This window comes from Pseudomonas sp. B21-019 (genome assembly GCF_024749225.1).
GTDB lineage: Bacteria > Pseudomonadota > Gammaproteobacteria > Pseudomonadales > Pseudomonadaceae > Aquipseudomonas.
This window is the reverse complement of sequence record NZ_CP087193.1, coordinates 2823955-2838733: the sequence shown is the minus strand read 5'-3', so window position 1 is coordinate 2838733 and position 14779 is coordinate 2823955. Positions and strand designations below refer to the sequence as shown.

The window sequence follows — 14779 nt, the reverse complement described above, 5'->3', positions numbered from 1 at the left end:
TTGGCGATGTTAACGTTAACTTTTCTAAAAACAAAAATAAAGAGGGCTTTATGAAACAGCTCAAATCACTCTTTCCAGCAGCACTGCTTGCCCTTTGCGCCGGGCTTCCATCCCTCTCCAGCGCAGCCAATCTGACGATTTCCTGCGGTGCGGTGGGCGCGGAATTACAACTGTGCAAAGAGGCCGTCGAGGCGTGGTCTCAACAGACCGGCAATCACGTCGAGGTGGTGTCCACGCCTAACTCGGCAACCGAGCGGTTGTCGTTCTATCAACAGATCCTCAGTGCGCAGTCCAGCGACATCGACATCATTCAGATCGACATGGTGTGGCCGGGGATGCTGGCCAAACATCTGCTGGATCTGCGCGAGGTGCTGCCCGCCGACGCAACCCAAGGCTACTTCCAGGCACAGGTGGACAACGCCACGGTGAATGGACGGCTGGTGACGATGCCGTGGTTCACCGACTCGGGCCTGCTGTATTACCGCAAGGACTTGCTCGAGAAATACAACAAGCAAGTCCCCCAGACCTGGGAGGAAATGACCGCTACCGCCAAGGATGTACAACAGGCCGAGCGCAATGCCGGCAACGCCAACGCCTGGGGGTACATCTTTCAAGGGCGTGCCTACGAAGGCCTGACGTGTAATGCGCTGGAATGGATCAGCAGCCAACCGGACGGCGGGCTGGTCAATCCACGAGGCGACATCGTGGTCAACAGCCAGGCCTCAAGAGCGGCGTTGACCCTGGCCAAAAGCTGGGTAGGCGACATCTCCCCGCGTGGCGTGCTCAATTACACCGAGGAAGAAGGACGCGGCGTATTCCAGTCGGGCAATGCGTTGTTCATGCGTAACTGGCCTTATGTCTGGGCGTTGGTGCAAAGCCAGGACAGTGCGGTAAAAGACAAGGTCGGGGTCGCTCCCCTGCCCCGCGGCGGCAACAGCGGCACCCATGCCTCCACCCTCGGCGGGTGGGGTTTGGCGGTCTCGCGCTACAGCGCCAACCCGAAGCTTGCCGCCGAACTGGTGAGCTACCTGAGCAGTGCCCAACAGCAAAAACATCGTGCGCTGATTGGCGCCTATAACCCGGTGATCGAGTCGCTTTACCAGGATCCCGAGCTGCTCGCGGCCATGCCTTATTACAGTCAGCTGCACAGCATTCTCAACGATGGCGTCATGCGCCCCGCGTCAATCACCGCTGCTCGTTATCCACGGGTCACCAATGCGTTCTTCGATCAAGTGCATGGCGTGCTGGCCGGCGAGTTGCCGGTCGATCAGGCGCTGACCGAACTGGAAGGCGAACTCACGCGCATCAAACACCGGAACTGGTAAGCCACAAGGAAGAAAATCACCATGTCTGTCTCTACTGCCCATGCTCCCTGTGACGAGCTCCTGCTCACCAGGGAAACGCCGGTACAGCGTCGCCGAGTGCGCGCTGCCTGGCTATTTCTGACGCCGATGTTGCTGTGTCTGGCCCTGGTGGCGGCCTGGCCGTTGCTGCGGACATTCTGGTTCAGCCTGACCGACGCCAACCTGGCGGACACCGCTGGCGGCACCTTCGTTGGCCTGAGCAATTATCTGTTCCACAACGGTTCCAGCTGGTCGGGCATCCTGGTCGATCCACAATGGTGGAATGCAGTGCGCAACACCTTGCATTTCACCGTGGTGTCGGTGGGGCTGGAAGTCGTGCTGGGGCTGCTGGTGGCGTTGCTGCTGAACATCCAGTTCGCCGGCCGTTCCCTGGTGCGAGCGTTGATTCTGATTCCGTGGGCGATTCCGACCATTGTCTCGGCGAAGATCTGGTCGTGGATGCTCAATGACCAGTTCGGCATCATCAATCACCTGATGCTCAGCCTCGGCCTGATTACCGCGCCTCTGGCCTGGACCGCAGATGCCGATCTGTCGATGTGGGCGGTGATCATCGTCGACGTCTGGAAGACCGTGCCGTTTGTCACCCTGCTGATGCTCGCCGCCTTGCAGATGTTGCCGAGTGATTGCTACGAAGCCGCCAGGGTCGATGGCATTCATCCGCTGAAGGTGTTCTGGCGGGTCACGCTGCCACTGTTGATGCCTGCACTGCTGGTGGCGGCGATCTTCCGCATCCTCGACTCCCTGCGGGTGTTCGACGTGATCTATGTGCTGACCTCGAACTCGTCGAGCACCATGAGCATGTCGGTCTATGCCCGCCAACACCTGGTGGAGTTCCAGGACGTCGGTTACGGCAGCGCCGCCTCGACCCTGCTGTTTCTGGTGGTTGCAGTGATCGCCATGCTTTATCTCTACCTCGGACGCCGCCAACTGGAGGTCCGGTCATGAGCCCTCGCCTACTGAAAAAAGCACTGTTGCGCTTCGGTTTCTGGTGCCTGATCGGGGTGTTGCTGCTGTATGCGGTGTTCCCTTTCTACTACGCCATCGTCACGTCGCTGAAGCCGTCCAGCGCCTTGTTCGAGGTGAGTTACTGGATCAAAAAACCCGACTTCTCCAATTACGCGGCGGTGCTCAACCAAGCCTCATTCCTGCGGGCTATCGGTAATTCACTGGTGGTTGCGCTTAGCGTGGTGACACTCGCGCTGTTCCTCAGCCTGACCGCCGCTTATGCCTTGGGCCGGGTGAAATTCCGTGGGCGTGGCACGGTGTTGATGATGGTCCTTGGGGTGTCGATGTTTCCCCAGGTCGCGGTGCTGTCGGGGCTGTTCGAGGTGATCCGTGCCTTGGGCCTGTACAACACGTCCTGGGCGTTGATTCTCAGCTACACGATTTTCACCCTGCCCTTCACCGTCTGGGTGCTGACCACGTTCATGGGGCAACTGCCCCATGAGCTGGAAGAAGCGGCAATCATGGATGGCGCCTCGCCCTGGGTCACGCTGACCCGGGTGCTGTTGCCGCTGCTCTGGCCCGCACTGGTCACCACGGGTTTGCTGGCTTTCATCGCGGCGTGGAACGAGTTCCTGTTTGCCCTGACCTTCACCCTCACCGACACCCAACGCACGGTGCCGGTGGCCATCGCCCTGATTTCCGGCGGCAGCCCCCATGAGTTGCCTTGGGGTTTGTTGATGGCGGCATCGGTGCTGGTCACCGTCCCTCTGGTGATTTTGGTGCTGATCTTCCAGCGCCGAATCGTTTCCGGCCTCACTACCGGCGCGTTAAAGGGTTGATGCCCGACAACTACAAGGAACAGCATCGTGATCAAGTTGAAACTGGATAACGTGAACAAACAATTGGGCGGCGCGCGGATTCTGCGCGACGTCAACCTGGAGATCGCTGCGGGTGAGTTCGTGGTATTCGTCGGCCCTTCGGGCTGCGGAAAATCGACCCTGCTGCGCCTGATCGCCGGACTGGATTCGATCTGCGCCGGCGACCTGCTGATCGACGGGCGTCGGGTCAACGACCTGGAGCCGCGCGAGCGTGGCGTCGGCATGGTGTTTCAGTCTTATGCGCTGTACCCGCACATGAGCGTCTACGACAACATCAGTTTTGGTCTGAAGCTGGCCAAGACTGAAAAGACCAGCCTGCGCGAACGCGTGCTGAAAACCGCGCAAATCCTGCAATTGGACAAGCTGCTGCAACGCAAGCCAAAGGAATTGTCTGGCGGGCAGCGTCAGCGTGTCGCCATGGGCAGAGCCATGGCGCGGGAACCGGACATTCTGTTGTTCGATGAGCCGCTCTCCAACCTGGATGCGTCCTTGCGGGTGCAGATGCGCAACGAAATCGCCAGGCTGCATGCCCGGCTGGGCTCGACCATGATCTACGTCACCCACGATCAGGTTGAAGCGATGACCCTGGCCGACAAAATTGTCGTGCTCAATGGCGGTCGTGTCGAACAGGTCGGCTCACCACGCGAACTCTATGAGCGCCCGGCCAGTCGCTTTGTCGCCGGCTTTCTCGGCTCACCCAGAATGAACTTTCTGCCGGCACGCTTGCAGGCGCCGGGCGAAACCAGCCTGGTCGACAGCCCCGTGTTGGGGATGACGTCCCTGCCCTTCGACAGTTCGAACCTGGCGGCGGGCACGCTGCTGAGCCTGGGCATTCGCCCGGAACACGTGTCGCTCAAGTCAGCGGAAGGAGCCGCCGGCATCGTGGTGACCGCGGTCGAATACCTGGGCAGTGAAACTTATGTGCACCTCGAGACAGGTCAGGACGAGCCGCTGATCTGTCGTTGTGAGGTCCACGCCGGATGGCAGGCGGGCGACCGGGTCGAGCTGCTGCTGGACATCGACAACCTGCACCTGTTCGACGCCGACGGCACGGCCTTGAAGCGTCATCCACATGCCATTGAAACCGTCCCTCTGCGCCCGGCACGAGCAGGCGCCCTATGACTTTGTCTTTGAATACCATGAACGATTCAATATCTGCTGCGCAGCGAGCGCTGAGTGACGGCCTGTCTCGGGTCATCCACGATTACCGCCCCGGTTATCACCTTGCCCCCCCGACAGGCTGGATGAACGACCCTAACGGGGTGGTGTACTTCCGTGGCGAGTATCACGTTTTCTATCAACACCACCCCTTTGACGCGAAGTGGGGCCCGATGTATTGGGGGCATGCCAAGAGTGCCGACCTGGTCCATTGGCAGCATCTGCCCATTGCCCTGGCGCCCGGCGATGACTTCGACCGCGACGGTTGTTTTTCCGGTAGCGCGGTAGTGTGTGGAGACACCCTGGCACTGGTCTACACCGGGCATACCTGGCTGAAGGATGTGGGTGATGAAAGCTCGATCCGTCAAGTCCAGTGCCTGGCCACCAGTATCGACGGCATTCGCTTCGTCAAGCATGGCGCTGTCATCGAGACCGCGCCGCAAGACTCGATCATGCATTTTCGTGACCCCAAGGTCTGGCAAGCGGACAACTATTGGTACCTGATTGCCGGCGCACGTCTGGGCGATCAACCGCTGCTGCCGCTGTATCGTTCCACCGATCTGCACACCTGGGAGTTCCTCGATTATGTAGCCAGCGGCAGCGAGGGCGATGGCTATATGTGGGAGTGCCCGGATCTGTTCCGCCTGAACGGACGCGACGTGCTGCTGTACTCCCCTCAGGGCATGCAACCCCACGGTTACGAACGGCTCAACAAATACCAGACCGGTTATCGCGTCGGCCAACTCGACAGCCAATGGCACTTCACCGGCGGGCCTTTTATCGAGCTGGATAACGGCCACGATTTCTATGCCGCGCAAACGCTGGTGGCCGCCGATGGTCGGCGCCTGGTATGGGCGTGGCTCGACATGTGGGAAAGCCCGATGCCCAGCCAGGCCCATCACTGGTGCGGCATGCTCGGTTTGCCGCGCGAACTTGAACTGCATGACGATCGCCTTTGCGTGTATCCGGCACGGGAGCTCACCGCGCTGCGCGAGGCGCCATTGCCGAGTACGCCTTGGCGGGATGAGTCGGGAACCTGTTGGGTGCCGGAAGTGAATGGCGACCTGCTGGAAATCCATGTGCATCTGGATTTGCGCGACTGCACCGACGGCCACCTGGGCATCGCCTTGCGTTGCAGCGACGATGGCCGTGAAGAAACCCTGCTCTATTACGATGCGGCATTACAGCGCCTGGTGCTGGACCGCAGCCGCTCGGGTGCGCAAGTCAGCGGCCAGCGCAGCGTGTCGATAGACCCGACACAAGAGCGACTGGAGCTGCGCGTGTTTCTCGATCGCTCGTCCATCGAGGTGTTCGACGAAAACGGTCGCTTCAGCCTCAGCAGCCGCCTCTATCCGCGGTCCGACAGTCTGGGGGTGAAGTTGTTTAACCACGGCAGTGGCGGGCGTGCTTCGATTCCCAGGGCGTGGCCTCTCGCTTCAGGTTGGGTATGAGCGTTGTCATTCGAGTCGCGAGAAGCCCAGGCCCTGTGTCATGATTCTGCGTCAACCTGACCGGCCTCGCCTCGCATGACTTCAGTGAAAGACGTTGCACAACTGGCCGGCGTGTCCCTGATGACGGTTTCTCGAGCGCTCAACAACCCGGAAAAACTGAGCCCCGAGACCCTTCAGCGGGTGCGTCGCGCCATTGATGAACTGCAATTCGTACCGAGCCTGTCGGCGCGCAAGATGCGCGGCGACAACCTCCAGTCGCGCACCATCGGTGTGTTCGCGCTGGACACCGCGACCACACCGTTCGCGGTGGAACTGCTGCTGTCCATCGAACAGACCGCGCAACAGGCTGGCTGGAATGTCTTCATCCTTAACCTGTTGAGCAACCCGCCCACTGACCAGAACATCGACCTGATGCTGTCGCACCGCCCCGACGGGCTGATCTTCAGCGCCATGGGCTTTCGCCACGTCAGCATTCCCGAGCGCTTGAAGAGCAAACCGCTGGTACTCGCCAATTGCCTGGCCGATGACAGTCGCCTGGTCAGTTACGTACCGGACGACGAAACGGGGCAGTATCGCGCCGTGCATCACGCGTTGAGCCAGGGCTATCGGCGCCCACTGTGCATCAATCTGCCAAGACAGAGCCTGGCCTGGGGGCTGCGACAAGAAGGCCTGCTGCGCGCCTGTCAGGCATTCGGGCTGGCGCCTGACGCGCTTCTGCAATACGACCTTTCCGAGCATGACGCCTACGGTGAAACCGCAGCCATCCTCGACCGGCACATTGTTGAGGGTCGCCCACAATTCGACATTCTGATCTGTGGCAACGACCGGATTGCGTTTTGTGCCTATCAGCTGTTGTTGAGCCGAGGCCTGAAAATTCCCGGCGATGTCGCCGTGCTCGGCTACGACAACATGATCGGTATCGCTGAACTGTTCATCCCGCCGCTGACCACGGTGCAACTGCCGTACTACGAGATCGGTCGCCAGGCTGCCCGCCACCTGATCGAAGCCCTTGAGGTAGAGGGAGCCCAGCCGGTTGATTGTCCATTGGTGGTCAGGGCGTCGCTATGAGTGCGAGCGCCGCAGACCAGCCGGTGCACGAGGTGCCTCAGGATTCGGCATCGACACCCGCGAGCATTGCCTCTCCCAATACGATTTTCCCGCTGTCCTTGAGTGCCTGACCTGCACCACGGATGTCTCTCGCTTCCTTGTTCTGGCCCAGCTTGAATTTACCGACCAGGCGAGTGATCTCGATCTCTACCCCAACGATCGCTTTAAGCATCGAGGCGATGTAGTCCTTCGGGGCGTCCGTCATTTTCCACGGCTCGGGCTGGGATGACTCATGGGTTCGGGTCAGGAGCGCCACCAACCCACGGACATAGCGCTCATCATCGCGAATGGTGATCCTCCCATGGGCGTGCACCACCTTGTAGTTCCAGGTCGGAACCTGCTTATGGGTCTCGTGCTTGCTCGGATACCAGGTGGGCGAGATGTAAGCCTCGGCACCGCGAAAAACCACCAGCACTTCGTCCCCGTCTTTCACGTCTTGCCAGACTGGGTTGGCGCGCGCGACGTGCGCCTGGAGAACACCGAACTGCCCCTGCGCAGCCTTCAACTCGAAAGGAATGTGGTTGGCATCCAGTCCGCTTTCACCGTTGGTAAACAAAATGCCCAGTGGATGCTGGACGATCAGTTCATGAAGGGCTTCGGCGCGAGGCTCATCAAAATGGGCAGGTACGTACATATCAACTCCTTCAATCGTTCAAGGGTGGGGACAGCGCGCCAGTGGTGAGGTGGCCTTCATGTGAATTGTGTTGATGAACTGGCCCATGGTATAGAGCCAATATCCAACAGAATCACTGAGCCAGAATTGATGGCACGTAAAGCCAACGTTGTTGAAATTCCATCGCTGGGCACGCTGGATCGAACCGCCGGTCAATTGGGACGACAACTTGCTCAAGCGCTCAGGTCCGCGATCCGCAGGGGCGACCTCAAACCTGGTGAGCTGCTGCCATCGACGCGCATTCTCGGCAAATCGCTGACGATTGCCCGAGGCACCGTTATCGAGGCCTTTGAGCAGTTGATTGCCGAGGGCTTCCTGGAATCCCAAGGCAGAGCAGGCACGCGGGTGGCCCGCTCTTTGGCAGATGCGTCGCCAACCACCCGGCAGGAGCAAGGTCGACCCACCGAAGCCAGGTCGTGGACGCCCTCTGCGCGAATCGAACGGTTCGCTCAGGTGGCCCGGCAATTTGCAGCGGCTGCGCAGATTCCGTTCTCGGTCTCGGTGCCGATTGGCAAAGCGGCGCCTGACGATATCTGGCGTCGCCTTGGCAATCGCATCAGGGCGCGAGGGGCTGGAGCGCCCTCGGGATACGGCGATCCACAAGGTGCGCTTGAGTTACGGGAAGCGGTAGCGGATTACGTGCGCAAGTCACGCTCTGTGCGCTGTGGAGCGAGCCAGGTCATCATTACATCCGGCACGCAACAGGGCCTGTATCTCGCCTGTCAGGTGCTGCTCGATGTGGGAGATTTTGCGTGGGTGGAGGATCCGGCGTACCGGGGTATCACCGGGATTCTGGAAAGCGCGGGCCATAGCGATCAAATGATCCGCGTCCCGGTTGATGCCGAGGGTCTGAATGTTGAAAGCGGCATAGCGCAATGCCCCCAGGCACGAGCAGCCTTCGTGACCTCGTCACATCAATATCCACTCGGCATGCCAATGAGCATGGCCAGGCGCGATGCCTTGCTGGCATGGGCCCGGACGTCTGATGCCTGGATCGTCGAGGACGATTACGACAGTGAACTGCGTTACGCCGGCCACCCTTTTCCATCCTTGCAAGGGCTGGACCCCGACCGGGTTATCTACCTGGGGACGTTCAGCAAAATACTGTTCCCCTCGTTACGGCTCGGCTACGCTATCGTTCCGCCCTACCTGGTGCAAGCCTTTTGCGGTGCGCGAGCCCTGATGGATCGGCATCCCGCGAATGCCGATCAGCACGTGCTCGCAGCATTCATCGCAGAAGGACATCTGGACCGGCACATCCGGCGAATTCGCGGCGTGTACGCAGACATCCACAAGCAAATCATCGAGGCGGTTGCCAGGCTGATTCCTCGCGAACTTGCATGGCTGGAACCGAGCGATCAGGGTATGCATCTGGTGCTTTGGCTGGCGGAAGGTATCGACGATCAGTGGGTCGCCACCAAAGCTTCCGAAGCTCAGGTATCGGTACGTGCCGTGTCGCCGATGTATGCCGGTGGCAATGGCCGTTCGGGATTGATTCTGGGCTTGGGCGGTTTCAGTGCCGAAGACATTGAATCCGCCACCAGGCGCCTTGCGCAGGTCATCACGTTGGCTGCGCGGCCCTCAGCGGCGGCCAAAGACTCGATCATAACGTAGCCATCGGGCAGCATACGGGTGCCGGTCAAGCGTTTCGCCGCTACAATGCGCACCTTGACCGTGACAAGCCAGACTAAAAAAACATGTCCCTACCCAAGCATCACCTGGAATTGCTCAGCCCCGCCCGTGACGTGGCCATCGCCCGCGAGGCCATCCTGCATGGCGCCGACGCGGTGTACATCGGCGGCCCGAGCTTCGGCGCCCGCCACAACGCCTGTAACGAGGTGAGCGATATCGCCCAATTGGTAGAGTTCGCCCGTCGCTATCACGCGCGGGTGTTCACCACCATCAACACAATCCTGCACGACAACGAGCTGGAGCCGGCGCGCAAGCTGATCCACCAGTTGTATGACGCCGGCGTCGATGCGCTGATCGTCCAGGACCTGGGCGTGATGGAGCTGGACATTCCGCCGATCGAGCTGCACGCCAGCACCCAGACCGACATCCGCACCCTGGCGCGGGCGAAGTTCCTCGATCAGGCCGGTTTCTCGCAGCTGGTACTGGCCCGCGAGCTGAACCTCCAGGAGATCCGCGCGATTGCCGACGAGACCGACGCGGCCATCGAATTTTTCATCCATGGCGCGCTGTGCGTGGCGTTCTCCGGCCAGTGCAACATCTCCCATGCGCAGACCGGCCGTAGCGCCAACCGTGGCGACTGCTCCCAGGCCTGCCGCCTGCCCTACACCCTCAAGGATGAAAAAGGCGGTGTGATCGCTTACGAAAAACACCTGCTGTCGATGAAGGACAACAACCAGAGCGCCAACATCCGCGCGCTGGTGGAAGCCGGCGTACGCTCGTTCAAGATCGAGGGGCGCTACAAGGACATGGGCTATGTGAAGAACATCACCGCCTACTATCGCCAGCGCCTGGACGACGTCCTCGAAGACCGTCCGGACCTGGCTCGCGCTTCCAGCGGCCGCACCGCGCACTTCTTCCTGCCCGATCCGGACAAGACTTTCCATCGTGGCAGCACCGACTACTTCGTCAGCGAGCGCAAGATCGACATCGGCGCCTTCGACTCGCCGACCTTCACCGGCCTGCCGGTGGGCGTGGTGGAGAAAGTCGGCAAGCGCGACCTGCTGGTGGTCACCCACGAACCGCTGTCCAACGGCGACGGCCTCAATGTGCTGGTCAAGCGCGAGGTGGTGGGCTGGCGTACCAACATCGCCGAACCGAAAGGCGAGTTCGAAGAAGACGGTGAAAAGCGCTACCGCTACCGTGTCGAGCCCAACGAAATGCCGAAGGGGCTGCACCAGTTGCGGCCGAATCACCCGCTGAGCCGCAACCTCGACCACAACTGGCAGCAAGCCCTGCTCAAGACCTCCGCCGAGCGCCGGGTGGGCCTGGCCTGGGTCGCTCGCCTGCGCGAGGATCGCCTCGAACTGACCGCCACCAGCGAGGAAGGTATCAGCGCCAATGTCGCCCTCGACGGTCCATTTGGCGTGGCAAACAAGCCGGAACAGGCCCTGGAGCAACTGCACGACTTGCTCGGCCAACTGGGCACCACGCAGTACCACGCCACGGATATCAAGCTGGATGCACCGCAGGCGTATTTCATCCCGAACTCGCAGCTCAAGGCTTTGCGCCGCGAAGTCATCGAAGCGCTGACCGCGGCCCGCATCGAAGCCCACCCACGGGGTGGTCGCAAGGCCGAGACCAATCCGCCACCGGTGTACCCGGAGTCCCACCTGTCGTTCCTGGCCAACGTCTACAACCAGAAAGCCCGCGACTTCTATCACCGTCACGGCGTCAAGCTGATCGACGCGGCCTATGAGGCTCACGAGGAAACCGGCGAGGTGCCGGTGATGATCACCAAGCACTGCCTGCGTTTCTCCTTCAACCTCTGCCCCAAGCAGGCCAAAGGCGTCACCGGCGTGCGCACCAAGGTCGCGCCGATGCAGCTGGTGCACGGTGACGAGGTACTGACGTTGAAGTTCGACTGCAAGCCCTGCGAGATGCACGTGATCGGCAAGATGAAGGGGCACATCCTTGGCCTGCCGCAACCGGGCAGCGTGCAGCCGGTTGTCGGCCACATCAGCCCTGAGGACCTGCTCAAGACCATCCCTCGCGCGCCCCACTGAGTGACGGGCGAGCGCGCCGCTACGGCGTCGCGCTCGCTGCGCTTGGAGGGATATTCAACCGACACAAAAAAACGCCAGGCCGGATAGGCGCTGGCGTTTCTCGTAAACACGACCATCCAGGACTCGCGCAATACTGCCGACTGAGTCATAACTGAATGAGTGTAAGGAAAATGGCAGGGGCGGCTGGATTCGAACCAACGCATGGCAGGATCAAAACCTGCTGCCTTACCGCTTGGCGACGCCCCTGTAGCTGTTGCGACGAGTGCCTGGCACTGTCTTTCTGATTGTGCAGCTTGCGAGCAATATCGAGCTGCTGCGTCCCTACGCTGCAAGCCCTGTAAGGGCCTCTGCAAGAACGCGCGGAAATTTATCAACTTTCGTTGCGTCTGGGAAGCCCAAAAACAAACTAATTTGTTTTAAAACAGACATTTACTGTTGATCCAGGCTATTCGGGATATCCGGAGGGTGCCATGGCAGCTGTTACCGATACGCTGAAGCTGTTTCTCACCGGCGATGTCATGACCGCCCGAGGCATCGACGCAGTGCTGCCGCATCCTGGCGATCCGCGGCTTTACGAAGACTACGTCAAGAAAGCCGGCGATTACGTCCTGTTGGCAGAAAGACACAATGGTCCGATCCCCCACCCGGTCGATTTCACCTATGTCTGGGGCGTTGCGCTGGATGAGTTCGAACTTCGCCATCCACACGTACGCATCATCAATCTGGAAACAGCGGTGTCCCGACGCGGACGACCGGAGCCAAAGGGCATCAATTACCGCATGAGCCCGGAGAACTTCCAGGCCATCAGTGCCGCCGGTATCGACTGCTGCGTGCTGTCCAACAACCATGTGCTGGACTGGGGCGCACCTGGCCTGGTCGATACGTTGGCCACCCTGGCGAGCAACGGCATATGCAGTGCCGGCGCCGGGCACAACCGGCAATCCGCCGAAGCGCCCGCCGTGCTGGCGCAGCCTGACGGGCGGCGCTTGCTGGTGTTTGGACTCGGCGCTCCCGACAGCGGCATTCCACCGCAGTGGGCCGCCACGGATAGCCGCGCGGGCGTCGCGCGGCTGGAAGATCTGTCGATGCAAAGCCTGCGCCCTGTGGCCGAACGGATTCTCAAGTACAAAAATCCGGGGGATCGGGTGCTGGCCTCCATTCACTGGGGCGGCAACTGGGGGTTCGAGATCCCGCAGGAACAGGTCCGGTTCGCCCATGCCTTGATCGACGAGGCTGGAGTTGACGTGGTGCACGGCCACTCCTCGCACCACATCAAGGGCATCGAGGTGTACCACGAACGCCTGATTCTCTATGGCTGCGGGGATCTGCTGAACGATTACGAAGGCATCGGCGACCACACCACCTATCGCGGCGACCTGGGGCTTTTGTACTTTGCCTCGCTGGCCCCGGACGGGCACCTGCAGACGCTGGAGCTGATACCCACTCGCCTGCAGCGCTTTCGCCTCTGTCACGCCGAAGGGGATGACCGTCAATGGCTGCAAGACACCCTTTCTCGCGAGTGCAAACGCTTGGGCAGCGGCCTCCAGACGGACGCGCAAAATGCCTTCGAGTTGCATTGGTAGGCTTTTTCATTTCTGCGTCGCTTTTGCATTTCTGTGCGACAGATCGCACTTCAGGTACTCCCGTACTACTCCCTCTTGGTGGTAGTTTGGAAAAGTTTCTGACTAATCAATCAGATATTTCCTACCAACCACCTGCAAAGGAATGCCCCCAGCAATGGATTTCTCACTCAAGCACCTGGCCGCGACAACCCTGATGCTGGCCAGCCTTTCGTCGTTCACCACCTCAGCGCACGCCAACATTACCCCGCAACAGAGCGCGACCATCCTCAAGACCTTCAGCGATGCATCGGTAACGGATTTCAGGCAGTTCCTGGAACGCCTGGCCAAGAGCGAGCTTGCCAAAACCGCCGACCTCGGCCCGGCAATCAGTGCTTTCCAGGGCAACAAGCCCCTTTCCGCTGAACAGCAGAACGAGATTCATCGCCTGCTTGGCCTCTATGCGCGGGTGAAGTACGGCAACGCTGCCACCGAGACCCTGCGCGAACTGGTGGCCATCCCGACCTTCCGCGTGGACGGCGTGGCCCAACACGACAACCCTGAATTCATCAAGATCGGCGACAAGCTCAAGGGCCTTGCCCAGGCCTTCGACCTGAACTTTCGCAATATCGACAACCGCGTCTATGAAATCTCCCTCGAAGGGGCTGGCGACGAAATCGTGGGCATTCACGCACATGCCGATGTGGTGCCCGTGACGCCGGAGAACTGGGTCCTGAAAGACGGCACCCGCCTCGATCCGTTCAAGGTCACCCTGGTCGGCGACCGTATGTATGGCCGAGGCACCGAGGATGACAAGAACGGCATCGTGGTTGCGCTCTACGCCATGAAGATCATCAAGGAAGAGAAGCTGCCGCTGGCTCGCCATTTCAAGCTGCTGGTAGACACCACCGAGGAAACCACCGGCGACGCCATCCCCTACTACTTCGAACACAACCCGACACCCAACTACAACCTGGCGCTGGATGGCGGCTACCCGGTGGTGATTGCCGAGAAAGGCTACGGCACCGTCATGGCGAACTTTGCCCGGCGTAACGCTCAGGGCAAGGGCGCCGAAATCACCTCAATGACGGGTGGCCTGGCAACCAACCAGATTCCGTCGACGTCGGTCGCCACCCTTGTGACTGACAAGCCCGCCGAACTGGCCGCCAGCCTGCAGAAGGCAGGTAGCGATTATGCCAAGCGCAATGGCGGCAACTTCGAGGTGACTGCCAAGGTCGTCGGCAAGGACGTCAAGCTCACGGTCACCGGCGTTTCTGCCCACTCCTCCGAGCCCGAGTCAGGCATCAACCCGGTGGCACGGATGCTGGGCTTCATCAATAGCCTCGACGGCAAGGTCGCACTCAAGCACAACCACATTACCGACGCCGCCCGTTATGCCGTCGACAACTGGGGACTGGACTACCTGGGCGGCAAGTTGGGGGTCGGTTTTTCCGATGCCTTCATGGGGCCGCTGACCACCTCCCTGACCTATGTCGGGATGGATGAAAAAGCCTTCAAGCTAGCGGTCAACCTGCGCGTGCCGAAGGGCAAGTCCCCGGAAGCGCTCAAGGCTGAAATCGCCGAAAAGCTGGGTGCCTGGAGCAAGAAGACTCACATTGCAGTGGCTTTCGACTACAAGATCGCCGAGCCGATGTACCGCAACCCCGAAGGTGAATGGGTCAAGGCGCTGTTGGCCGTGGCCAGCGAAAACCTTGGCATGGAACACAAGTTCGGTACCTCAGCCGGCGCCACTTCGGTCCATGAGCTGCCCAACGGCGTGCAGTTCGGTTTGGCCAGGTCCGAGCTCAAGTACACCGGCCACAACGACAACGAGTTCAAGACCGTCGACCAGTTCCTGCTGGACCTGCAGATCGTGACCGAGATGATGGGTCGCATCGGGCAGTTACCGACACTCTGATCCCCCTTCCGGACCCGCCATTGCGGCGGGT

11 protein-coding genes and 1 tRNA gene are annotated in these 14779 nt (G+C 60.6%); 10 read left to right on the top strand and 2 right to left on the bottom strand.

Going from position 1 to position 14779, the window contains the following annotated elements; translation table 11 throughout:
- The first annotated feature begins 50 nt into the window (after positions 1-50).
- The 6 genes from LOY36_RS12725 (at position 51) to LOY36_RS12700 (ending at position 6864) form a co-directional block, all read left to right on the top strand.
- A complete protein-coding gene (locus tag LOY36_RS12725) occupies positions 51-1325 on the top strand; it encodes an ABC transporter substrate-binding protein (protein ID WP_258673868.1) in 1275 nt (424 codons plus the stop codon).
- 21 nt (positions 1326-1346) lie between these two features.
- The gene (locus tag LOY36_RS12720; RefSeq protein ID WP_086945640.1) at positions 1347-2309 is read left to right on the top strand and encodes a carbohydrate ABC transporter permease; all 963 of its coding nucleotides are present in this window, start codon (positions 1347-1349) and stop codon (positions 2307-2309) included.
- Positions 2306-3148, top strand: a complete 843-nt coding sequence (locus LOY36_RS12715) for a carbohydrate ABC transporter permease (protein ID WP_018928908.1) — start codon at positions 2306-2308, stop codon at positions 3146-3148. The genes LOY36_RS12720 and LOY36_RS12715 overlap by 4 nt, the downstream gene beginning before the upstream one ends.
- A gap of 27 nt (positions 3149-3175) precedes the next feature.
- Positions 3176-4309, top strand: a complete 1134-nt coding sequence (locus tag LOY36_RS12710) for an ABC transporter ATP-binding protein (RefSeq protein WP_258673867.1) — start codon at positions 3176-3178, stop codon at positions 4307-4309.
- Positions 4306-5796, top strand: coding sequence for a glycoside hydrolase family 32 protein (locus LOY36_RS12705; protein WP_258673866.1), 1491 nt, complete (start codon positions 4306-4308; stop codon positions 5794-5796). The genes LOY36_RS12710 and LOY36_RS12705 overlap by 4 nt, the downstream gene beginning before the upstream one ends.
- A gap of 75 nt (positions 5797-5871) precedes the next feature.
- Positions 5872-6864, top strand: coding sequence for a LacI family DNA-binding transcriptional regulator (locus LOY36_RS12700; RefSeq protein ID WP_258673865.1), 993 nt, complete (start codon positions 5872-5874; stop codon positions 6862-6864).
- A gap of 37 nt (positions 6865-6901) precedes the next feature.
- On the opposite strand, the gene LOY36_RS12695 is transcribed toward LOY36_RS12700, so the two are convergent.
- Positions 6902-7537: an FMN-binding negative transcriptional regulator gene (locus LOY36_RS12695; protein ID WP_258673862.1), complete on the bottom strand. Its 636-nt coding sequence runs from the start codon at positions 7535-7537 to the stop codon at positions 6902-6904.
- Between the two features lie 129 nt (positions 7538-7666).
- Here LOY36_RS12695 and LOY36_RS12690 point away from each other — a divergent pair, with 129 nt between their 5' ends.
- Positions 7667-9190 carry a PLP-dependent aminotransferase family protein gene (locus tag LOY36_RS12690; RefSeq protein ID WP_258673861.1) on the top strand — a complete coding sequence of 508 codons (1524 nt, stop codon included), beginning with the start codon at positions 7667-7669 and terminating at the stop codon, positions 9188-9190.
- 83 nt (positions 9191-9273) lie between these two features.
- Positions 9274-11271 (top strand): U32 family peptidase, encoded by a 1998-nt coding sequence (locus LOY36_RS12685; RefSeq protein WP_258673860.1) that lies wholly within the window; start codon positions 9274-9276, stop codon positions 11269-11271.
- A gap of 171 nt (positions 11272-11442) precedes the next feature.
- On the opposite strand, the gene LOY36_RS12680 is transcribed toward LOY36_RS12685, so the two are convergent.
- Positions 11443-11517: transfer RNA gene (locus LOY36_RS12680), tRNA-Gln, on the bottom strand.
- 224 nt (positions 11518-11741) lie between these two features.
- Here LOY36_RS12680 and LOY36_RS12675 point away from each other — a divergent pair.
- Together LOY36_RS12675 and LOY36_RS12670 are read left to right on the top strand one after the other, a co-directional pair.
- A complete protein-coding gene (locus tag LOY36_RS12675) occupies positions 11742-12854 on the top strand; it encodes a CapA family protein (protein ID WP_258673859.1) in 1113 nt (370 codons plus the stop codon).
- Between the two features lie 154 nt (positions 12855-13008).
- On the top strand, positions 13009-14748 hold the full coding sequence (locus LOY36_RS12670) for a dipeptidase (RefSeq protein ID WP_258673858.1): 1740 nt from the start codon (positions 13009-13011) through the stop codon (positions 14746-14748).
- The last annotated feature ends 31 nt before the right edge of the window (positions 14749-14779 follow it).